This window comes from Stenotrophomonas sp. 107298_Sma, from assembly GCF_056480345.1.
On sequence record NZ_CM151094.1, the window covers coordinates 3,755,000 to 3,776,515 of the forward strand.

Sequence of the window (21,516 nt, forward strand, 5' to 3'; positions counted from 1 at the left end):
CCGAGCATTAATAACGTATTCTTAGCAAATGGCAACGGCCCTGCTGTGAAGTCCCTCACGGATTCACCATGCAGCCCCTGACTGTTCCCTTTGCGCTCCCCGGCGACGACCCCAGCCGCCACCTTGCGTAATCTATACTCTGCGACCACGAAATTCGCAATCGGAATCTGAACCCGATGACTCGACTCCGCCGCTGGCTGCGCTGGATCTTCCTGATTGTCCTGGTCCTGGCGCTGATCGGCGCGGCCGCCGTAGGCGGTCTGTACTATGCCGTTTCCTCCAAGCTTCCCGACGTGCAGACACTGCGCGACGTGGAAATGCAGGAGCCGATGTACGTCTACGCTGCCGACGGCAAGCTGATGGCGGTGTTCGGCGAGACCCGGCGCACCCCGATCACCATGAAGGATGTGCCCGAGCGCCTGAAGCAGGCGTTCCTGGCCACCGAGGATGCCCGCTTCTACGAGCATGGCGGCGTCGACTACATGGGCATCGGCCGTGCCGTATGGCTGCTGGCCACCACCAGCGACAAGCGCGTACCCGGTGGCTCCACCATCACCCAGCAGGTCGCCCGCCAGTTCTTCCTCAGCTCCGAGTACAGCTACACCCGCAAGCTGGCCGAGATCCTGCTGGCACGGAAGATCGAGTCGGAGCTGAGCAAGGACGAGATCTTCGAGCTGTACCTGAACAAGAGCTTCTTCGGCAACCGCGCCTACGGTGTGGCCGCCGCCGCCGAGTTCTACTACGGCAAGAAGCTGGGCGAGCTGGACCTGGATGAAATGGCCTCGCTGGCCGGCATCCCCAAGTTCCCGTCTTCGGGCAACCCGATCTCCAACCCGGAACGTGCCCGCCAGCGCCGCGACAACTACGTGCTGCAGCGCATGGCCGACCTGAAGTTCGTCAGCCAGGCCGAGGCCGATGCGGCGAAGGCCGTGCCGATGCACGCCACCGCGCATGAGCCGCCGGTCCAGGTCGATGCCCCGTACGTGGCCGAGCTGGTGCGCCAGGAAATGATCGCCCGCTTCGGCGGCGATGTGGTCAACAAGGGTTACCACGTCACCACCACCATCGATGCGACCCTGCAGACCGCCGCCAACCAGTCGGTGCGCGACGGCCTGCTGCTGTACGACCATCGCCACGGCTGGCACGGCGTGGAGAAGCAGGTTCAGTTGGGCGCCGGCGATGATGCCGCGGCCCTGGCTGAGCACCTGCGCGGCATGTTCGGCCAGGCCGGCCTGCTGCCGGCCATCGTTGCCAGCACCGGCGCCGACGGCAGCGCCACCGTGGTGCTGGCCAATCGCAGCGAGATCGTGCTGCCGGCCGGCGCCGCCAAGTGGGCCAACAAGAGCCCGGCCAAGCTGGTGCAGCGCGGCGACATCGTGCGCGTGCGCGCCGGTGCCAAGGAGGGCGAATGGCTGCTGGACCAGCTGCCGCGCGGCCAGTCCGCACTGGTTTCGCTGGATGCCCACAGCGGCGCGCTGAAAGCGCTGGTCGGTGGCTTCAGCTTCTCCGGCAACAAGTTCAACCGCGCCACCCAGGCCCGTCGCCAACCGGGTTCGAGCTTCAAGCCGTTCGTCTATGCGGCCGCCTTCGACAAGGGCTACAACCCGGCCTCGATCGTGCTCGACGCCCCGGTTGTGTTCCGCGACCGCCGCGGCAAGACCTGGGCCCCGCAGAACGACGGCGGCGGCTTCCGCGGCCCGATGCGCCTGCGCGAAGCGCTGGTGCAGTCACGCAACCTGGTTTCGGTGCGACTGCTCGATGGCATGGGCGTGGATTACGCGCGCAAGTACATCAGTGAATTTGGTTTTGCCGAGTCGGAGCTGCCGCCGAACCTGTCGATGTCGCTGGGTACCGCCTCGCTGACTCCGCTGTCGGTAGCCCGTGGCTATGCCGTGTTCGCCAACGGCGGCTCGCGCGTGGACACCTGGCTGATCGACCAGGTGAACGACCGCGACGGCAATCTGGTGTTCAAGGAAAACCCGGCAATGGCATGCCGCGACTGCGCCGGCAGCAGCGGCCAGCCGGTCAACCAGGTGGTGGACGGCTTCAACTTCGGCGCCCCGGCCCCGAAGGTGGACCCGGCCGCTGCGGCAAAGGCCGAAGCCAAGCCCGAAACCCCGGCCGCACCGGTCAACCCGGATGCACGCACCGCCCCGCGCGCGATCGACGCCCGCACCGCCTACCAGCTGGTGTCGATGATGCGCGACGTGGTCCAGCGCGGTACCGGTGCTCAGGCCAAGGTACTCGGCCGCGAGGACGTAGGCGGCAAGACCGGCTCCACCAACGACCACCGCGATGCCTGGTTCTCCGGCTTCGGCGGCCCGTACGTGACCACCGTGTGGGTGGGCCGCGACGACTTCCGCTCGCTGGGCTACCGCGAATACGGTGGCAAGGCCGCCCTGCCGATCTGGATCGACTACATGCGCACCGCGCTGAAGGACACCCCGATCGCGCAGAACGACCCGCCCAGCGGCATGGTGCAGGCCACCCTCAATGGCGCCACCGAGTGGGTGAAGGTGGAAGACATGGACCGCCTGACCGACTACGACCTGAACCTCAATACGCCGCAGGCCGACGCCGCCGCTTTCGATATCTTCTGAGGAAGGGGGCGATGGGTGCCAACCGTGGGTTGGCACCGATGCTGCCCTGGTAGCTGCCAACCTTGGTTGGCACCCCGTGCCGACCAAGGTCGGCACCTACCAGAGCGTTGGTGGATCAACGGCACGGTCTTGCCGGGTAGCGCCGGGCCATGCCCGGCGAGCGCAGCGGCGCCTCCGCGAAATACCCACGCAGATGTCACATCCGTGCGCTAGTCTGTAGCCAGGTCGCAACAGGGAGTCATCGCATGCATCGCGCCCGTCAGCATGCTGCCAGCCAGACCCGCGAGCGGCGCCACCGTCTCGCCCACGAAGCCGCGCGCCTGATGGCCGAAGGCGGCATCCGCGACTACCACCAGGCCAAGTTGAAGGCCGCCACCCGGCTCGGCATCCACGACGATGCCTCCCTGCCCCGGAACACCGAGATCGAAGACGCCCTGCGCGAGTACCAGCGGTTGTTCTCCGGGCCCCAGCATGGCAACGAACTGCAGCGCCGTCGCGAAGCCGCAATGCGCGCCCTGGAGTTCCTGCACGGCTTCGCCCCACGCCTGGTCGGCCCGGTACTGGATGGCACCGCCGACGCCAACAGCCCCGTGCAGCTGCACCTGCACAGTGACGACCCGGAAGCCGTGCATCGCTTCCTGGACGAACATGGCATCCCCGCCGAATCACGGACACGTCGTCTGCGCATGGACCGCGAACGCTGCCTGGACGTGCCGGTGTGGGTGTTCAGTGCCGAAGAGCTGACCTTCGACCTGGCCGTGCTGCCCTACGACGCCCTGCGCCAAGCGCCGCTGTCGCCGGTGGATGAGAAGCCGATGCGGCGCGCGTCCGTGGCGCAGCTGCGGCAGGTGCTGGCTGAGGCGGAGATCACCGCGTATATCGGCGGGTGACGGTAGCGCCAGTCTTGGTGGGTGCGGACTGTTGGTCCGCACTGCATTTCAGACTTCCGGATACCTGACCGAAGAGCAGCCGAGCGTGGGCTCGGCTCTACAGGGAGCGGGGCATCCGCGGGCGCCACCTAGCATGGCAGTGCTCTACAGTGGCATGCCATTACCGGTCGTCGGCTCCGGGCCAATCAACCACTCCGGCAACCACGGTGCGGGTGCGCGTTTGGGGTACTCCGCCATCATCCGCGCGTGCATGGTCTGCAGATCGTTCAACAGCCATACCTGGTGAAAGATGTCACTGAACGAATCCGACCAGCCGCTCTTCACCCGTTGGCGATCGACGCTCGTGAGACCGGGCACCAGATCACGCGGGCCCTCCAGAATGGGTTGCAACGCCCTGTTGATGCCCGCGTTCTCCGTCGCGGCCTCACGCAGCTGGCTGATGTGCGCCTGCACCCGTGTGCATTGATACGGCACGCAGCCCGCGGTCGCCTCGATGTAATCGGCGATATCCGCCAGCAGGTTCGCCTTCAGCCGCCATGCCACCTCGCCATCCAGCACTTGCCGCACCCGCATCGTACGCACCGTGCTGGCCCGGATCTCCTCCGGCGTGGAGAACGGCTTGCCGGGAGGAGTACCACCATGGCGCACCAGAACAATCCTGTGGATCGCCTCGTTGGTGATGCCCTCCACCCGTAGCGCAGCTACCTGCGGATGCATGCGCGGAAGCGGCACATTGGTGAACCGCCAGTAGTACCAGAGCAACGCCACTACCCCCAGGAAGCACAGCACGCTGGCCAGCATCCAGACGTCCAGATGCCGGGTGTGGTAGTAAAACCGTGCCCGCCAAACGTAGAACGTGCGGTAGCTGATGAATCGACTCACCCATCGGTACATTGCCATCTCCTCGGCAAGGACCCCGGCGCGGCGGGGCTCGTTACGCGCACCACGCCGGGGCGCCATGGCTTACCAGCCGATGCCCACACCCACGCCCATGCTGCGTTCACCGCTGTTGGTGAAGGCTCCATTGAGGCTGAAGGTGGCTGAGCCCTTGTCGTTGAGCACGCGCTGGTAACCCACCGCCATGGCCGACTCGCCCTCGGCGTAGCCCACACCCGCGCCAAGGCGGTTATAGGTGGCCAGGCCAGCGGTGTTCATGGCCATGGCCGTCTGCGCACTGCTCATCGCCGCCATGCGGTTGAAGCGCTTGTCCATCTTGTCCAGGCGGCGCTCGAAGTTGCTGATCGCACCATCTGTGTACTCGTTGGCGCGGGCCAGCATCTTTTCCAACTCGGCGGTGTCGACCTGCGGCGTGGGCGCGGGCGAGTCATCCTTTTTCGCCTTCGGCTGCGATGCAGGCGAAGCGCCCTCGCCTGCCGAAGCGACCTGCGGCGAACCGCTGGCTTCCGGGCTTGGCATGATCTCTTCGGTCGGCGCCGCCGATGCCGTAGCCATTGCACGCGCCTGCGGCTGGCCGTCCACGCGTTGCTCCAGGCCATCGATGCGACCGTTGAGCTGCTGCTGCGCGGCATGCAACTGGCCACCGTTGACCGCCTCGCGGCTGCCGGCGGCGATCAAGCCGTTGGCGACGTTGGAGATGACCATGCCGTTGGCACCCGCCAGGGTGAGCTGGGCGGTGCCGTCGCTGCGGATGGACGGAGATTCCTGGAACACCGAGCGGAGCTGGGTTTCCACACGGTCGACACGGAAGCCGGTGGTGACTACGGCCGAGTCGAGCGTGGCGAGGGCTTCGTTGATGGTGTTCTGCTGCTGGCTCTGGACGTTGAAGCCGGGGATGGTGACGTTGCCGTTGGCGTCTATGTTGCCGCCGAGGGTGGACAGTGCGCCACGGAGCTGGCCGATGGTGGCGGCGTCGCTGGTGTTGCGGCCGTTAGCGACGTTAGTCAATCTTCGCTTGAGCGACGCATTGCCAAAGGAAACCACTCGGCTTTCTCCAGCAAAAGAATATGCGCCGAGAGCGACGGACTCCATGGCGCCCTCCGTGACAAGTGCATAACTTCCCAATGCAACTCCATTGCGCTGATCCACGCTCGAGCCTGCGCCGAGTGCGTAGCCATTTTCTGCGAAAGAACTGACATACGCCCCACGCCCCAAGGCAACAGAGTTCTTACCGAGTGCGCTCGTGTAGCTGCCAACAGCCGTCCCACCCTCAGATCCCATCGAAGCCTGCGCCCCATTACCCACAGCAACGCCGTAGATTCCCGCCTCGGCACGCTCCCTATTGACTTCCGAACCGACCGCGAACATCTCTGCGTGGCCCTCCATTTTCTCGATCTTTGAATTTGTTGCATGCAGCTGCGATCCGTTTACCACTTCCCGGCTCTCGGAAGACAGCTTTCCATCGGACACACCTGTAAGCTTTGCACCGCCAAAGTCGATCACGCTGTTTGCTTTCGCAGCAGGAGCAACTCTGGATACGTTTGCATCGAGCAGAGTTTCCAAATCACTCCTGTTGCGAGCAATGTCCTGCTTCGCCGCATACAGCTGACTCCCGGTCACCGCATCACGACTACCCGCCGCAATACGTCCATCAGCAAGGTTCGACAGAACCATGCCTTGCGCGCCTGCCAGGCTCACCCGGCCGATTCCATCTGCGCTGATTGATGGCGACTGTTGGAACGTCGCGCGCAACTGGCTTTCAACGCCATCTACGCGACTGCCTGCCTTGATCACTGCGCCATCGAGCACGGCCAATGCGTCACCTACATTGCTCTGCGTACTCCCTTGGACGTTGTAGCTTGGGGCTACAACGAGGCCATCTCCATCCAACCCTGCCCCACCCCCAAAAGCAGTCAGTGAGTCCTTCAGCTGTGAGACGGTGGTTGCATCATGATCGGAAACACCACGATCAAGGTTCACCATCCGGCGCTTTATAGAACCGTTCCCCACTGAAACAGTATTTGCTTCCGTTGCAATTGAATATGAACCCAGCGCCACAGCACCGTCAGCGCCTGCCACGACACGGCTCGATGCACCAAACGCTACGCCTTGTCTTGCATATACGTTGGAACCGACACCCAACGCAAATGCGCCTTCTGCAGACTCTGCAACAACGGCCCCCCTTCCTAGCGCGACTGAGTTCACAGCATCTGCAAGCGCAAAACTTCCTATAGCTACCCCGCCCTCAGAACCCACCGAAGCTCTTGCGGAGTCCCCCAAGGCGATCCCAAGCAGTCCCGCATTGGCATCAACGCTCTCATTGTCAAAGCCAACGCTCAGGAATCGCCCCTCGCGCTCGAGCTCTCCGACACGAGCATTGGTCAAGAACAACTGCCCACCATTCACCGCATCGGTACTGGCCGCCGAGCTGACATCTCCCGCCGCGACTCCCGATACTCGTGCACCATCCATGTCCACAAGCAGGCGATCGGGACTGAACTTCACCAGCCCATCCAGATCCGGATCGAAGTTGTCCACGTCCGTACGAAGCTGGTCGATGTCGGCGCGGTTGATCGCGACGCGCTGGTCCTGTGCCGCAAGAGCCTGGGCATGCGTTGTCAGTTGCTGGCCGTGCAGCACCAGCGACTGGGCCTGAGTGGAAACAGACTGGTTGGTGGCATGCAGCTGCTGTCCAGTCACGACATCGGTACTGGTGCTGCTCAGCACGCCATTGGCGACGTTGTTGACGCGCCGCTTCGCGCCGTCCTTGTTGGCCACATCCACCACGGTGCCCGCATTGTCTGCGCCCAGGCGCACATTGCCCGTGGCCGATACCTGGCTGACCAGACCACTCAACGCTGTGGCCCTGCCCAGCGCGTTGTCAGCAGTGGTCTTGGCCGCAGTTGCCGCCGTCTGTGCGGCGTTGGCTGCATTCTGTGCAGTGGTTACGTTGCTGTTGGTAGCTGCAAGCTGTCGGCCAGTGACAGCCTCGGTGCTGCTGTTGCTCAGCGTCGCGTCGGCAACCCCGCTGATACTGCGGTTGGCATTGGCCTTGTTGCGCACGTCCAACTCAGTACCGGTATTTTCACTACCCAGGCGCACATTGCCCGTGGTGGACACCTGGCTCACCAGCCCGGCCAGGGTGGTGGCTTTGGCAAGCGCGCTGTCGGCTGCGGTCTTCGCCCCGGTAGCGGCCACCTGCGCGGCACTGGCCGTATTCTGTGCAGTGGCCACGTTGGCATTGGTAGCGTTGAGCTGCTTGCCGGTCACGGCCTCGGTGCTGGATGTACTGAGCGTACCGTCGGCCAGATTGACCAGCTTGCGCTTGATGGCGCTGCTGCCGACGGAAATCTGATTGGCGGCGCTGGTCTGCGAACCATTGCCCAACGCCACCGACCCATTGTGCTGAGCCAGGGAACGATCACCAATGGCCACAGCACTTTCGGCCGAGGCCCTGGCCAGATTGCCCATGGCCGTCGCGTAGAGGCCGCTTGCGTGGGTACCGCGCCCGAGTGCGGTGGAGTGCCCGGCGCTGGCCTTGCTCTGATATCCGATCGCGGTGGCGTGAATCACATCCGCCGACGCCTCATGGCCAATGGCAATGGCACGATCACCCACCGCGCTCGCCTGCAGCCCCGCCGCCACGGCACCATTGCCACTGCGGCTGCGCGAACCCAGCGAGACACCTGCGTTCAGGTTAGCCACCTTGTTGCCAGCGGCATCCACACCAGCACGGGCGTCGAAACCGACGGCCACACTCTGGCCGTTGTAGCTTTTGGCATTGTACCCAAGCGCTGTACTCACCCCGTACGCAACCGATTCGGCGCCTGCACCTTCACCCAGTGACAGTGCTCTCGCATTGATGCGATTGGTCGCCGTCGTCACGTTCTGATTGGTGGAAAACAGCTGCTGCCCGGTAACCGCGTCGGTACTGGTTGCGCTCAGCGTGCCGTTGCGGACACCGTTGAGATAGCGGGCAGCACCACTTTTATTGCTGACCGTCAGTGTCGTGCCGGTGTTCTCCGCACCAATGCGAACCGCCCCGCCCGTGCTCGCCTGGCTGATCAGGCCACTGGTCGCAGTCGACAGCTGATACAGCTGCTTTCCCGTTACTGCATCTGTGCTGGTGGCATTCAAGCGTGCATCGCCTACATTGACGATACGGCGCTTGGTGCTGCTGTTGCCAACCGATATCGTATTGCCTTCGTTGGCGACCGAGCCACGCCCGAGTGCCACCGTACCATTCGCGGTAGCCCTGGCCTCGTAGCCCATGGCCAGGCCGTCGAACTCGGCACGTGCCTTGCCGCCAAGCGCTATGGCGCCGGTCCAACCACCGGTTCCTGCATAGGCATCGCCGCCGATGGCAATCTTCGACACGCCTGCGCCCTCATTTGTCCTTGAGCCGCTGCCGACTGCGATGGAATTCTCGGTGTAAGCCTTCGCGTTGTGGCCGAACGCGGTTGCACCAATACCATCGCCCACCGCATGCGCACCAAATACCGAGGCATATCCCTTTTTCGCTACTGCTCCGTAGCCAAAGACTGCGTTCTTGTCGCCCTCGGCAGACGTTCGGTTTCCAAAACTGGTGGAGTAGAGACCGTCGGTCCATGCGCCCCCTCCCATGGAAAGATAGTAGGAGCTACGCAGCGAAGCGTTCGCATTTCCCACATCCTCATGCCCAATGAACGGAGCGCAGCGGACAATTCCGGACGCACCGCTGTCACAGCCATAGAAAACCGCTGCGCTCGCAGTGGTGGAAAGTGAGCCAATCAGAATGGATGCCAGCAAGCCGCCTTGGACACCTCCCGCGCTGCGTCCCTTCCTTCGGGTCAGCTCACTTGCCACCACCCAGCACTGCCGTGCAGTAGACCAGATACGACGATGGATCTTGTTCATGGATTCTCCTTAACAGACGAAACAGAAGGAACCGCTGTGGCACCAAGCCACAGCGGCGTGATGCACTCAGAGCGCGACGTTGTGCACGTGCTCGCGATAGCCATCGCGGGTCAGCCGGTAGCGCAGCTGCAGCGTGTGGCCCGGCTGCAGGGCAAATGGCAGTTCCAGCGCGCTGCCGGGGTACAGGCTGCGCGAGACGTCATGCGCGGTGCAGCGCGCGCCATCGCAGTCAGCGATGCTGGTGATGCCCACGCGTACCGTGCCGGTGTTGCGCAGCTGGTTTCCCTCCACCTGGACGTCCATCGTCGATTGCGCGGGCAGTACGTTGACCAGCGCGCCCCAGACCAGGCTGACGCCGACATTGGCCTGAGCCTTCTCACCCTCGCCTGCCGGGTCCACACGTTCGGGGCCGCGCACGCCCTCGAAGTACACGCGGTATGCCGTTTCCTTTTCGACCGGCTGCAGCGAAATCACACGGATCAGCCGGTTGCCGCCACCGGCGAGTGCGAACTTTCCCGGCGTGATGGCGATGGCGGCCTCATTCGGCTCCACCTCAACCTCCTGTTCACCTGCCCCCGCCGGGTCGACGATGCGCTTGATCGATGCCTGCACGTACTGCGGTTGGGTGGACTGCGAGTAGATGCGTATCTGTGCACCTTTCTTCGCGTCTACCGACGTACGCATGGGGTGCACGGTGAGATTGGCATGGGCAGGCAACGCCATCAGCAGCGACAGCGGCAGCAGGCAGCGGACTAGAGGTTTCATCGGGGACTCCATGTGGGGTTCAGGGCGTGACGGTGGGAACACGCAGTTCCACCTTGAGATCGCCGCTGTAGTAGCCGGGGCGCTTGGTGCTGACCGGCACGCGCGGTGTTTCCAGCGTCAATGGCGTAGGCACGCAGAACACCGGCTGCGTCATGCCGGGCAGCAACACCAGCCGCAGTCGCGCGGTATCGATGCCGTGCAGCAGCTGCTCCACGCCGTTGCGCATGGGCAGCGCGCTACCGTTGTGATCCAGGGTGACGGTGTAGTCCACGCGCTGGCTGGCATCACTGCTGCCATCGACGTGCCATACCGAGTAGCCCGAGGGCCCGGGAGGTTGCGCGCCGCTGTCACGCACGGTGACGCCGAGGTAACTGCTCTGCGAGCCAAGCCCGTCGTACAGGCACATGTCGAGCTGGGTACGGCCACCGATGGTCTGCGCGATCGGGTCGTACTGCAGGTTCAGACCGACGTGCGGGGTGACCTGATCGAAAAGCGGGAAGTAGATGGAGACCGCGTTGTGGTCGGTGATGGTGAAGTCGAAGGAGAACGAGTAGGTCGCGAGTACTGGGCCATTAGCAACCTCATGAAGATCGAGGAAAGCAACCGCCTCCCATGTTCCGGCCACAAGTCTTTCAAGTTCGGAACTCGGAAGCTCCAAATGCATGCCTGTGCCTACCGGCCATTCCCCCCCGCACTCAGCTGCAGAGGAAGACCATGGCGGAAGCGGCGTCTTGCCCCAGAAGTCGATTGAGCAGGCTCGCCCCGGCATCGCTCTCTCGATATAGCCCTGCAGCTGTATCTCCTCAACCAAACCAGAGCGTCTTTCGGTGGCGCGGATCGTCACCGCTCCCCGTCCAGTTTCAAGCTCATTGCCGACAGTAGGGCACCGGCCATGTGCTGCATCAGTTGATGATCGACAAGTTAGATGCAGCGTTCCGTATCGCGTCGAACTTGCCTCATAGCCCAGCACAGTCCTCCGCGCCCACAACTCGATATCTCCCGGCAGCGCAGAGCGATCCCAGCTCATCACGATGTCGCGGTGTTCACTCGACGGATGCGTCTCCGGCGGTCTCTGCGCCTTCGCCCTCGGCACCAACAGCACCAGCCCACACAACACCGCCATCACCCACCACACACGCCGACTCACTTCGCACCTCCCGCTGCTGCGGTCTGTGGCGTGGCGGCAATCAGCGCCTGCTCCTGCAGCAACCGCGTCACACGTGCCTGGTGGCGGATGTCGGCGGGCAGCTGGGCCACGGCCAGCGGCTCGCACTGCACGGCGCCTACCAGCATCACCACGCTGCGGCGCTCGCGCACCTGCAGCGGGCAGTGCAGCAACCGGTCGTCCTGCAGCAGGTACAGGGTCTTCTCGCGTCGTGGGAAGTCGGCCACGAAACCTCCATTGCTGCCGGTGCCGGGCACCGGCGCGTTGAGAATGCGGGCACCGCGCAGCGGTGCGCCGGCGATGTCCTGGGCGTTGCCGATGAAGGTGTAGGTCACTTCAATCGGCACCGGCATGCGCACCAGCCGGCCCGGTGACAGAAACAACGGACGCGCGCCGCCCACACCGCTCACGCGCACGGCGGCGATGCTGTCCAGGGCGCTGGCGTCCTGCACTTCAGCGCGGTGCGACTGGTAGGCGGAAATCGGCAGCAGCCGGCGCTCGCCCAGCTTCAGTCGCTGTCGACGCAGCCCGCCCACCTGCAGCTCGGCGGCAACGCCGCTCAGGTCCAGGTCGTCGGTGTGATCCACCTGCACTGCCAACCCCGCGTCGGCGCCAATGCCAGCGCCCCAGTACACGCCGCGCTTGCCGATGGCCAGGCCGGAACTGTGCGTGGCGCTGTACGCCACTTCGTTGCCACCCTGGTGCTGGTAGCGCGACACCGTGGCACCGGTCTGGCCGATGCGGTTCTGCAGCTGGGTACTCAGCGTGGCGCTGTAGCGCTCGTTGTTGTTGCCGCGCAGTTCGCCCGATACCTCGCGGTACTGATCCTCGTATTCCTGGCGCAGCGTCTGCCCGGCGCTGTAGTTGATGTCCGGCCGCGCATGCTGTGGTTGCCGCACGTCCACGCCATAGCGTCGCTGCGAACTGCCGCGGTCATCGTGCTGCAGGCGGTTGAGGCTGAAATTGAGGTAGATGCCGCGGTCACGGCCGTCGCGCAGTCCACCGCCGCTGGTCTGCTGCCACACGCCGATGCGGCTGGAGACACTGAACTCGCCCCAGCGCTGGCTGCGGCTGTAGCTGGCCTGCCAGGTGCGGCTGAGCTGCGGTATGCGCGTGGGCTGTGGAAGCCACGGCGGCAGCAGCGGGTCAAGTCCGGCCAGCGGATCATCTTCCAGCCCCGGCCGCACGGTGCTTGCACGCCAGGTCTGGCGGCGCGTATAGGCCACGTAGGCGTTGCCGCCGGCCACCGGCAGCGCCATCGAGGCGCTGAGCGAATCGGCGCAGCCGAGCCGGTCGCGCGCGTCATCCTCGAACTGGCAGGCACGGCCGCGCATGCGCTGGTGGTACACATTCCACGAAGCACGGCGACGGTAGGAAACCTGATGCTGCTGGCCACGGCTGCCATCGCTGCCGTGCATGCCACTGAAGGTAGCGCGGACTTCCTGGGTGGCAAACACATGGCGCAGGTCCACCCGCAGCTCGCCGTAGCTGAAACCGCCCAGGTCGGCGATGCCGGCGGTCATGGCCACGTTGCGCCCCATCGGCACGCGCAGGCCGCCCATGGCCGCCAGTTCGTCGTCGAAGCGGTCGCTGCGGCGCTCGTTGCGGCGGCCGCCCTGCAGGAACCACTGCACGCTGCTGTCGGTCCAGTCACCGCCCTTGTCGAACGGCGCGTCCTCGTTGCGTACCAGCACGCCGTCTTCGTAGATGCGCAGGCTGACGGTGTAGTTGCCCATGGGGAACCGGCGCGTATCGAGCTGGTTGATGCCTGCCTGCAGGTAGAAGGTCTGCAACAGGCGCTCGCCATCGAACGCATCCACACGCGCATCGCGCGCCAGCAGCACGGTGAGCGGCGTGGCCTGCACGGCGGCGGCGGAGTCCACGTAGGCCTGCGTGGTGCCCAGCCGCAGACCCTGGAAGCGATCCATCGGCAGCATGCTGAAACTGAAGGTGCCGCCCTGCGGGCTGCTCAGGTTGCGGCGGTCCATGCGCCCGGCCTGCAGGTAGTGCTGCTGGCCAAGGTCATGGCGGTAGTAGGCGTTGTCGAGCTGGAAACGGCGGCTGGCAAGACCGCCGCGGTAGTGCTGCTGGCTGAAGGTCCAGTCGGCGGACAGGTGCCCGCGCTGGAACACGCCCAGTGCGCCCATGCCCTGCGCGGCCAGCGCCTGGTAGCCCCGGCCACCGCTGACATTGAAGGTGTGCTGGTGCAGGAAGGCGTTCTCGGCATTGACACTGACCTGGTGGTAGCGCTCGGCGGCCGGCTCGCCGGGGATCCATTGGCGGGCGACAAACAGGCGCACAGCGCCCTCGCCTTCGTCATACAGCGCGCGCACGGCAGTGGGCTCCTGGGGAGGATCGATGTACCCGCAACCGGCACTGGCACCGCCGTAACGGCATGCCAGGTGGCTGTTGCGCGGCAGCGGCTGCGACAACGCCGGCAGCAGCGCAGCCTGCGCTTCGGCGGACAGCTGCAATGCCTGCAGCGCCTCGACCGGGGTTTCCAGCTGCACGTGTTCCAGGGTCACGCGCACCGGCACCAGCCCGGTCGAACGACCGAACAAACGGATCTCCAGTTGTTCGGTCTGGCCTTCGACCAGATCCTCGAAACCGGCGGGAACGCCGCGCGCCGCGACCAGGGGTGTGGCCAGCGACAGGGCGAGCGCGACCGCCAGCCGGGTGACGGCGGGTGCGGGAGCATTCATGGGGATTACCGGAAGCAGCCGGCCCGGCAAGCGGGCCGGCGCGGGTGCCTTACGGGCTGGTGGTCTTCTGCTGCATGGCGATGGTGACGATGCCTTCGTAGCGGCCACCGCGGGTGATCGGCGCTGGGCTGGTCTGCGCGATACGCAGCGCCATCGGGATCGACGCACCGGGCATGGCGCCATCGAACAGGTCGGATGCGGTGAAATCCTGCGCCGCCACGGTCAGCGCCCTGCCATTGAGGCTGACGGTCAGCGGCACCGGCGTGCCGCCACCATCGGTGTTGAGCAGCTGCGGGGTGCTGCCAACACGCACTTCGATGTCCTTGCTTTCATCGTTGGAGTAGATGCGCACCTGCTGCGACCAGGGCACCAGGCCGCTGACCGGGTTGTGGACCATGTTGACCACCGAATCCAGCGCCGTGCCATCGGCCTTGAGCAGGGCCAGGGTCGGATCGACGTTGGCCCAGACCTTGATGTCGGCGTCGAATGCATTGGCGGACAGCGAAACGGTGGCCAGCGCTGCAGCGAGCGCGGCCTTCTTCAGGATGGAGTTCATGGTGTCTCTCTCGGACGGTGGGATATGAGGCCTCCAGTACGGAGGCATCACCCGCCTGCGTGGGGGCGGGCGACGGAGAGAATGGTAGGTAGGCCTACCGCACGCTGACCATTCAAGGATTCCTAAATAACTGAACGTTAAGAAGAATCCTTGAAGTCACTCAATGTTTAGGGGTTATGCAATCTTCCTCATACCGCGTTTGCAACAACCCTCATTGCGGGATATGCCCTTTGTAGAAACGCACAATACTCGACGCACGCGTGCACTACCGCCGCCTCAACGCGTGCCGACGATCCGCACATGATCCACGTCGATGTCGGTGGGCTTGAAGCGGTGCGTATCCACTTCACCGTGCAGTTCCACCACGGTGGTCGCGCTGACGGCCTGGTGGCTGGGCAGATCCTTGTCGTCGATTTCCACATCGATCTCGCCGGTTGCGTCCTTGAAGCGGTAGCGTTCGTGGCCGATCTTGGCCACCAGCGTGCCCTGCAGCACCACCGGCTGATCGTCACGCTGGTCGCGCGCCTCGGCAACCGTGGTGACAGCACTGGTGGCGCCCGGGCCGGTGTACTGGGCGAAGGCGCCAGCGCTGGGCAGGCTCAAGGAGGTGGCGATGAGCACAAGGGTGAGTCGTCGGTTCATGGGGGTCTCCATGCAGGGATATGTGCCCTCAGCTTCTATCGCCTCGAATGTGGTGCCCATGCAATAGATCCGAAAAGATGTGAAAACGACATCCCCTGCCAGAAACCATTCATCCCGGAACCGACAGCTCTTTCAGGAACGATTCCATGGCCGCCACCAGGGCCAGCGGCGTCTCGTTCATCGGGTAATGCCCGGCATCCTGCAGGACCGCCATCGTGGCCTGCCGGTAGCGGCGCAGATAGGTGCGCTGCATCAGTGCGCGGTTGAAGGTGGGATCGTGCCCACCCACCAGCACCTTCAACCAATGATTGCCGACGATCTCATTGCTGAAATCGGTATCCGCCCATGCTGGAAGATAGGCGGCAAATGCTGCAGGTGAAGCATGTGCCGCCGAATACGCGGCCTTCCAGTCGAGCCATTGCGCCGGCAGCCGTCCGCCGGTACTGCGATCGATGATGGTCCGACGCACGCCTACGTCCCCGGCTGCCGTTTCAAGCAGGCTTCGCGTCGCGGCGTCGTAGGCAATGCCGCCGCATGGCACCGGCGCAATGGCCACCATGCCGCGTACCCTTTCCGGCGCAAGCACGGCCATGCGTTCAATGGCCACGCCGCCCATCGAATGACCTGCCACGCTGAAGCGCTCGTGGCCCAGGGCGGTCATCAGATCCAATGCATCGGACGCAATCTCGCCGATGGTATAGGCCCCCCGTGCATCGCGCATGCCGCCGTAGCCACGACAGTCCATGAAGATGTAGCTGAAGTCGTCGCGCGACAGCCATGGCTCGATGGGCTCGAACGCATGCGCGTCGCCGAACCAGCCGTGCAGCACCAGGACAGCATGGGGTCCGTGTCCCACGCGATGGAAAGTATTGGTCATGTGGCTCCATTACAGCTGAGGGGAGCGTTGATGCTAGACGGCGCGGATCCGGCCCACCGTCGATGACGGGTCAATCGCTATAGAATCCGGGCCATGCGCAATTCGCTGCTTGAACCCTACGAAGACCTGCCACGCGATGTCGTGGTCACCTCGAACGACTACGCAGCCGAGTTCACGTTTCCCCGCCATGCCCATCGGCGCGGGCAGTTCGCGTTCGCTGCGCGCGGCACCATCAGTGTGGCCACGCCGCAGGGGCGGTGGCTGGTTCCCCCACGGCGCGCCTGCTGGGTGCCTGCAGGCCTGACGCATGAGATGACCATGCGCGGGCCAGTGACGATGCTCAACGCCTTTCTCTCCGCCGAGGCGGCCGACGCAGTGGCGCTGCCAGCGCACTGCCGGGTGTACGCGGTCTCTGCGCTGTTGGAGCAGCTGCTGGAGGCGGCGGTGGACCTGCCCCCGCTGTACGACGAGGACGGGCGCGCAGGCAAACTGATGCAGCTGCTGGTGGCGGAAATCGCATCGATGCCGACACTTTCCCTGCATGCACCGCTGCCCGCCGATGCACGTCTCGCACGTGTCTGCCGCGCATTGCTCGACGTTCCTTCGCTGAGAGCCCGCCTCGATGACGTTGCTGCCGAAGCAGGCATGAGCCGGCGCACGTTCACGCGCCTGTTCCGCGCCAATACCGGGGTGGGTTTTGCCGAGTGGCGGCAGCAGGTGTGCCTGCTGGTGGCCATCGAGCGGCTGGGACAGGGCCAGGCGGTGACGCGTGTGGCATTGGACCTGGGCTATGCAAGCCCGAGCGCGTTTTCCGCTGCCTTCCGGCGTGTGCTGGGATGTTCGCCGAGCCGGTACGCAGAGGCGTAGTACTGGGCCGGTGATTGGCTGTTGTGTGCGCTGCGCGCGTGGGTCGAGCGTGGCTCGACGCTGTAAATGTCCATGCGCAACTGGATGGCATCAGGCCGCCTCGCGGCGGCCTGATGGATCTCACTCAACGACACGATCTCAGAAGAAGATCGCGTACAGGATCAACAGCGGAATCGGCACGCCCAAGAACCAGAGCAGAAGCGTTTTCATGGCAGGTCTCCTTGCATCAGATGCGGGTTACAGGTCGCGGCGACGGCCGCCCCAGGTGGCGCTGAGGCTGGCGAAGAACGCGCCGATCAGCAGGGTGATGAACAGCCACAGCGCGGCATAGGCCGTTGCCTTGCGGGCATCGTCGGCAGCCTGCTTGGCGGTGGTCTTGGCCTTCTCCAGCGCGGCACGCATGCGGGTCTGCACGTCGGTCACACGGGCCTGCGCTTCAGCCGGGCTCATGCCTGTCTCGCGTGCGATCAGCTGCGACAGGTACTGGGTATCGGCCGGGTCCAGGCCATCCCCCTGCAGACTGTTGACGATGATGCGGTTCACTTCGGCACGGACTTCGCGGCGGTCGCCCATCGGGCCATTGCCCGGCATCGGTCGCGGCGGCGGCGGGGCCGTGCGGGCGTCACGTGGGCCAACGCTGGCGGCGGCCGGGGGCGGCGGCGGTGCGGCCGGGTCCATCGGGCTGGTACCCGGCGCTGCGCCCGCTGCCGGCGCAACCGGAGGTGCACCGGCAGCGTCCGGGCCCGCCGTGGTGGCACTGCGGAACAGCGAATCCACCCAGTAGTTGAGGTCGCTCTCCGGTGCGCCTGCAGCAGCGCTGCCAGCGCCGGCCACGGCAGCACCGGCAGTGGTGGCAGCGGCGCCTGCGGTCGCGCCGGCAACCTTTGCGCCGGCGCCCAGCACGCCACCGATGGCCGAGGTCAACAGGCCAGCAGTGAGCAGGGTCGCCACAGCCCAGGACACGAAGCCGTGCGCGGTGTCGCGGAAGTAGGTTTCATCACCGTGCAGCTGCGTCCACTTGGTGCGCAGGCGACCGGCCAGATAACCACCCAGGCCGGAAGCGGCCAGCGCGGTGAAGGTCAGCCAGATGATGCTGGACCAGCCGAAGGTTTCCTTGCTGACGCCTTCGAACGACCACGGTGACACCGAGGACAGACCAAGGCCTACACCCAGGATGAGCAGGATGAGGGACAGTGCAGCGGCGGCAACGGCGCCGGCCAGGATCGCGCCCCAGGACACTGCGCTTTCGCTGGTGGGCGGCACGATGGGTGCGGTAACGACAGCGGCGACGTCGGGACCGAGCGGGCCGCGCTCGGGTGGATCGAATCGGGTACTCATGGGGTGGATGCTCCGTATCAGTGCTGCGGGTGCAGCTGGCGTCCTGAGGCTGCGCGAGCGCTTGTGAAGCTGGCGAGACCCTTGAATCACGCGGTCTTGGCGCGGTGAAGAGCGTGCCAACCAAGGTTGGCACCTACCAAAAAGCGGGAACGCGGTAGATCCATGCCACGCGTGGATGATTTTTCCCGAGTGTCGAAAGCGTGCCAACCAAGGTTGGCATCCACCAGAGCCGAAGCAAAAAAAAACGCCCCGCGGATGCGGGGCGTTCTTGGCACAACCTACGCGGGCGATCAGCCCTGGTAGTCGCGCACGTCGCTGCCAGTGTAGACCTGGCGCGGACGGCCGATCTTCATTTCCGGGTCGACCTGCTGTTCCAGCCAATGCGACACCCAGCCGGAGGTGCGGCCGAGGGCGAACATGACGGTGAACATCTCGGTCGGGATCTGCAGCGCCTTGTAGATGATGCCGCTGTAGAAATCGACGTTCGGGTACAGCTTGCGGGCGACGAAGTACTCGTCCTGCAGCGCGGCCTGTTCCAGCTTGACGGCCACGTCCAGCAGCGGATCCTGCACGCCCAGCTGCTTGAGCACCTTGCCGGTCATCTCACCGATGACCTTCGCGCGCGGATCGAAGTTCTTGTACACGCGGTGGCCGAAGCCCATCAGGCGGAAGCCGGAGGTCTTGTCCTTGGCCTTCAGCACGGCCGATTCGACGTTGTCGGCCGAACCGATCTCTTCCAGCATCTTCAGCACGGCTTCGTTGGCACCGCCGTGGGCCGGACCCCACAGCGCGGTGACGCCAGCGGCGACCGACGCATACGGGTTGGCACCGGTCGAACCGACCAGACGCACGGTCGAGGTCGACGCGTTCTGCTCGTGGTCGGCGTGCAGGATGAACAGCAGGTCCAGTGCCTTGACCACGTCCTGGTTCAGTTCGTACTTGCCGTCAGCCGACTCGAAGGTCTGCTTCAGGAAGCGGCTGACGTAGTCCAGCGAGGTGTCCGGCTTGTTGGCCGGCAGGCCCTTGCCGTGGCGGTAGATCAGCGCCGACAGGGTCGGCACCTTGGCGATCAGGCGCACGGCGGCCTGGCGGCGCTGCTCGGCGTCGGCCAGGTCCAGCGAGGCGTGGTAGATGCCCGACAGCTGCGCGATGGCGGCGGTCAGGATCGCCATCGGATGGGCATCCTTGGCGAAGCTGCCGATCAGGGTGTTGATCGACTCATCGACGTTGGCTTCGGCAGCCAGCTCGTCGGTGAAGGCCTTCAGCTGCTCGGCGCTCGGGCGCTCGCCGTTGATCAGCAGGTAGGCCACTTCGACGTAGCTCGACTTTTCCGACAACTGTTCGATCGGGTAGCCGCGGTACAGCAGCACGCCCTTGTCGCCGTCGATGTAGGTGATGGCGGACTTGCAGCTGGCCGTCGCGGTGAAACCGGAATCGTAGGTGAAGTACCCCGTTTCCTTGGTCAGCTTCGCGATGTCGACGCAGTCGTTGCCAAGGGTGGGTTTGATGACGGGCAGAACGACCGACTTATCGCCGGCGTTGAGCGTGACCTGATCAAGATCGGACACTGTGTGCGCTCCTTCATGGGAAGGCGCCTGCCCAAGCGCATTGGTCAGGCACGTGAATGACGTCCTCGGCCTGTGCCGGGGATCACGCCATTATCGCACAGCAGCATTTGCCCGGCGCTAGACAGAAGTCGTAGACGACAGGCGGCCAGACGCCGGCCGTTGAGCGGCCCGGATCGGCAAAAGCGTTGTCACCCGAACGCAGTGTTCCGTCCATCCAAACGCCCGTTGGGCAGGCGCCGGGGAAAAACAAACGGCCGCGCAGAGCGCGGCCGTCGGTTCGAAGCTGGATCGACAGATCAGCGCGCGTAGCGCTTCTGGAACTTGTCGATGCGGCCCGAGGTATCGATGACCTTGTGCTTGCCCGTGTAGAACGGGTGCGAAGCAGAGGAAATTTCAACCTTCACCAGCGGGTAGTCGTTGCCGTCTTCCCACTTGATGGTTTCCTTCGTGCTCATGGTCGAGCGGGTCAGGATCTTGAAATCGGAGGTGACGTCATGGAAGACGACGTCGCGGTAGTTCGGATGGATATCGGCCTTCATGGGCTCACACCGTAAATGGGCTGGTGGTCAAGAGCGGCATTATAAGCACCGGTTGCCCCTCGGGGCAACCGGTTGCCGGCATCCGGCTCAGGCGGCGCCCAACGCCTGGCGCACCAGGGCCTCGAAGCGCGCCTGGTCGTAGGCCATCAGCAGATCGCAGTTGTCCGGCTGGCCGGTCTGGCGGTTCCAGTCGACGATGGTGGCACCGCGGCTGAACGTACCGTTCAGCTCCACGTTCAGCGGCCGCGACTCCACCTGCAGCTGCCCTTCCGGGTTCAGCGCCCAGGCCATGGCCAGTGCGTCGGCGGTGTACCAGCGGCCGCCCTTGCTGTCTTCGGACAGGCCGCGGGTCTTGCGCGAGATCAGCTCGTAGAAGCGGGCGCGATCGGAATCGGCCTGCAGCCACTTCTCAGCCTCCTGCAGCGGCAGGCCGTGGGCGACAGTGGCCTCCCAGTCGGACACCAGCAGGTGCTTGAAGGTGGTGAACACCACGTGCGCCGCTTCCGGATCGAAGGCGATATTGAATTCGGCCGCCGGGGTGATGTTGCCGTGGCAGGTGACCGCGCCGCCCATCACCACGATGCGCTTGATACGCTCAGGCAGGGTCGGATCCAGCTTCAGCGCCAGCGCCAGGTTGGTCAGCGGGCCGAGCATCACCAGCATCAGTTCGCCGGCGTGTTCGTGCGACAGGCGCAGGATCGCCAGCGCGGCGTGTTCGGCTTCAGCCTCGCGGCTCGGCGGTGGCAGGTCCACATCGCCATAACCATCACGGCCATGCACGTGGGCGGCGTCGACGGACGGATGCAGCAGCGGATCCGGGCTGCCGGCAAACACCGGCACGTCGGCGCGGCCGACGATGTCGCAGAGCTTGAGGGCGTTGCGGACCGTGTACTGCAGGCCGACATTGCCGGCGGCGATGGTCAGGGCGACCACGTCATGCCGTTCATCGGCAAAGGCCATCAGCAGGGCCAGGGCGTCGTCCACACCAGGGTCGGTGTCGATCAACAGGGGGATCTTGTGGGTCATCGTTGCCGTCTTCAGATCGGCAACGAAGTGTGGACCGGGATGATGACCGTTGCAAGTACGGGGGTCGGCAGGGCTGCGCCCTGCACCCGCAGAGGCAGGAGCAACGGCAACGGCAACGTCAAAAGCTGGTTTTCTGGGGGATGGCGGGGTGGGTCCGGTTGCGGGGGACGCCGTAAACCCGTCCTTGG

General features: G+C 64.9%; 15 protein-coding genes. 3 read left to right on the forward strand and 12 right to left on the reverse strand.

The window, feature by feature from the left end; genetic code table 11:
• Positions 1-176: 176 nt before the first annotated feature.
• Both ACZK2G_RS17520 and ACZK2G_RS17525 read left to right on the forward strand, forming a co-directional pair.
• Positions 177-2,600, forward strand: a complete 2,424-nt coding sequence (locus ACZK2G_RS17520) for a penicillin-binding protein 1A (protein WP_478473977.1) — start codon at positions 177-179, stop codon at positions 2,598-2,600.
• Positions 2,601-2,845: 245 nt separating this feature from the next.
• Positions 2,846-3,490 (forward strand): hypothetical protein, encoded by a 645-nt coding sequence (locus ACZK2G_RS17525; protein WP_046984289.1) that lies wholly within the window; start codon positions 2,846-2,848, stop codon positions 3,488-3,490.
• Between the two features lie 144 nt (positions 3,491-3,634).
• On the opposite strand, the gene ACZK2G_RS17530 is transcribed toward ACZK2G_RS17525, so the two are convergent.
• The 8 genes from ACZK2G_RS17530 to ACZK2G_RS17565 all read right to left on the reverse strand — a co-directional run bounded on the left by ACZK2G_RS17530 (position 3,635) and on the right by ACZK2G_RS17565 (position 15,990).
• On the reverse strand, positions 3,635-4,384 hold the full coding sequence (locus ACZK2G_RS17530; RefSeq protein ID WP_046984299.1) for a hypothetical protein: 750 nt from the start codon (positions 4,382-4,384) through the stop codon (positions 3,635-3,637).
• Positions 4,385-4,453: 69 nt separating this feature from the next.
• Positions 4,454-9,283 carry an ESPR-type extended signal peptide-containing protein gene (locus tag ACZK2G_RS17535; protein ID WP_478473978.1) on the reverse strand — a complete coding sequence of 1,610 codons (4,830 nt, stop codon included), beginning with the start codon at positions 9,281-9,283 and terminating at the stop codon, positions 4,454-4,456.
• A 66-nt stretch (positions 9,284-9,349) separates the two neighbouring features.
• Complete coding sequence (locus tag ACZK2G_RS17540) at positions 9,350-10,048, reverse strand: pilus assembly protein (protein ID WP_478473980.1); 699 nt, start codon at positions 10,046-10,048, stop codon at positions 9,350-9,352.
• Positions 10,049-10,067: 19 nt separating this feature from the next.
• Positions 10,068-11,171 (reverse strand): CblD like pilus biogenesis initiator family protein, encoded by a 1,104-nt coding sequence (locus ACZK2G_RS17545; protein WP_478475597.1) that lies wholly within the window; start codon positions 11,169-11,171, stop codon positions 10,068-10,070.
• A 20-nt stretch (positions 11,172-11,191) separates the two neighbouring features.
• On the reverse strand, positions 11,192-13,915 hold the full coding sequence (locus ACZK2G_RS17550) for a TcfC E-set like domain-containing protein (protein ID WP_478473982.1): 2,724 nt from the start codon (positions 13,913-13,915) through the stop codon (positions 11,192-11,194).
• Between the two features lie 49 nt (positions 13,916-13,964).
• Entirely contained in the window at positions 13,965-14,471 is a 507-nt protein-coding gene (locus tag ACZK2G_RS17555; protein ID WP_046984294.1) for a CS1 type fimbrial major subunit, read from the reverse strand.
• Between the two features lie 276 nt (positions 14,472-14,747).
• Entirely contained in the window at positions 14,748-15,113 is a 366-nt protein-coding gene (locus tag ACZK2G_RS17560) for a NirD/YgiW/YdeI family stress tolerance protein (RefSeq protein WP_223496396.1), read from the reverse strand.
• A gap of 109 nt (positions 15,114-15,222) precedes the next feature.
• The gene (locus tag ACZK2G_RS17565) at positions 15,223-15,990 is read right to left on the reverse strand and encodes an alpha/beta fold hydrolase (RefSeq protein ID WP_046984296.1); all 768 of its coding nucleotides are present in this window, start codon (positions 15,988-15,990) and stop codon (positions 15,223-15,225) included.
• Positions 15,991-16,083: 93 nt separating this feature from the next.
• On the opposite strand from ACZK2G_RS17565, the gene ACZK2G_RS17570 reads away from it, so the two are divergent.
• On the forward strand, positions 16,084-16,857 hold the full coding sequence (locus ACZK2G_RS17570) for an AraC family transcriptional regulator (RefSeq protein WP_478473984.1): 774 nt from the start codon (positions 16,084-16,086) through the stop codon (positions 16,855-16,857).
• A 237-nt stretch (positions 16,858-17,094) separates the two neighbouring features.
• Here the strand turns inward: ACZK2G_RS17570 and ACZK2G_RS17575 are convergent, their stop codons facing one another.
• From ACZK2G_RS17575 to ACZK2G_RS17590, 4 genes are all read right to left on the reverse strand, one after another.
• On the reverse strand, positions 17,095-18,195 hold the full coding sequence (locus tag ACZK2G_RS17575; protein WP_208044041.1) for a hypothetical protein: 1,101 nt from the start codon (positions 18,193-18,195) through the stop codon (positions 17,095-17,097).
• A 290-nt stretch (positions 18,196-18,485) separates the two neighbouring features.
• Positions 18,486-19,763: a citrate synthase gene (locus ACZK2G_RS17580; RefSeq protein WP_478473985.1), complete on the reverse strand. Its 1,278-nt coding sequence runs from the start codon at positions 19,761-19,763 to the stop codon at positions 18,486-18,488.
• Positions 19,764-20,059: 296 nt separating this feature from the next.
• Positions 20,060-20,302: a type B 50S ribosomal protein L31 gene (locus tag ACZK2G_RS17585; protein ID WP_006389217.1), complete on the reverse strand. Its 243-nt coding sequence runs from the start codon at positions 20,300-20,302 to the stop codon at positions 20,060-20,062.
• Positions 20,303-20,389: 87 nt separating this feature from the next.
• A complete protein-coding gene (locus ACZK2G_RS17590; protein WP_428709409.1) occupies positions 20,390-21,328 on the reverse strand; it encodes a nucleoside hydrolase in 939 nt (312 codons plus the stop codon).
• Positions 21,329-21,516 lie beyond the last annotated feature (188 nt).

Excerpts from the sequence above, each read along its gene's own strand:
- ACZK2G_RS17520 (WP_478473977.1), top strand. The coding sequence starts at position 177 with ATGACTCGACTCCGCCGCTGGCTGCGCTGGATCTTCCTGATTGTCCTG.
- ACZK2G_RS17550 (WP_478473982.1), bottom strand. The coding sequence starts at position 13,915 with ATGAATGCTCCCGCACCCGCCGTCACCCGGCTGGCGGTCGCGCTCGCC.
- ACZK2G_RS17590 (WP_428709409.1), bottom strand. The coding sequence starts at position 21,328 with ATGACCCACAAGATCCCCCTGTTGATCGACACCGACCCTGGTGTGGAC.
- ACZK2G_RS17585 (WP_006389217.1), bottom strand. The coding sequence starts at position 20,302 with ATGAAGGCCGATATCCATCCGAACTACCGCGACGTCGTCTTCCATGAC.
- ACZK2G_RS17535 (WP_478473978.1), bottom strand. The coding sequence starts at position 9,283 with ATGAACAAGATCCATCGTCGTATCTGGTCTACTGCACGGCAGTGCTGG.
- ACZK2G_RS17525 (WP_046984289.1), top strand. The coding sequence starts at position 2,846 with ATGCATCGCGCCCGTCAGCATGCTGCCAGCCAGACCCGCGAGCGGCGC.
- ACZK2G_RS17570 (WP_478473984.1), top strand. The coding sequence starts at position 16,084 with ATGCGCAATTCGCTGCTTGAACCCTACGAAGACCTGCCACGCGATGTC.
- ACZK2G_RS17575 (WP_208044041.1), bottom strand. The coding sequence starts at position 18,195 with ATGAGTACCCGATTCGATCCACCCGAGCGCGGCCCGCTCGGTCCCGAC.
- ACZK2G_RS17555 (WP_046984294.1), bottom strand. The coding sequence starts at position 14,471 with ATGAACTCCATCCTGAAGAAGGCCGCGCTCGCTGCAGCGCTGGCCACC.
- ACZK2G_RS17565 (WP_046984296.1), bottom strand. The coding sequence starts at position 15,990 with ATGACCAATACTTTCCATCGCGTGGGACACGGACCCCATGCTGTCCTG.
- ACZK2G_RS17560 (WP_223496396.1), bottom strand. The coding sequence starts at position 15,113 with ATGAACCGACGACTCACCCTTGTGCTCATCGCCACCTCCTTGAGCCTG.
- ACZK2G_RS17545 (WP_478475597.1), bottom strand. The coding sequence starts at position 11,171 with ATGGCGGTGTTGTGTGGGCTGGTGCTGTTGGTGCCGAGGGCGAAGGCG.
- ACZK2G_RS17530 (WP_046984299.1), bottom strand. The coding sequence starts at position 4,384 with ATGTACCGATGGGTGAGTCGATTCATCAGCTACCGCACGTTCTACGTT.
- ACZK2G_RS17540 (WP_478473980.1), bottom strand. The coding sequence starts at position 10,048 with ATGAAACCTCTAGTCCGCTGCCTGCTGCCGCTGTCGCTGCTGATGGCG.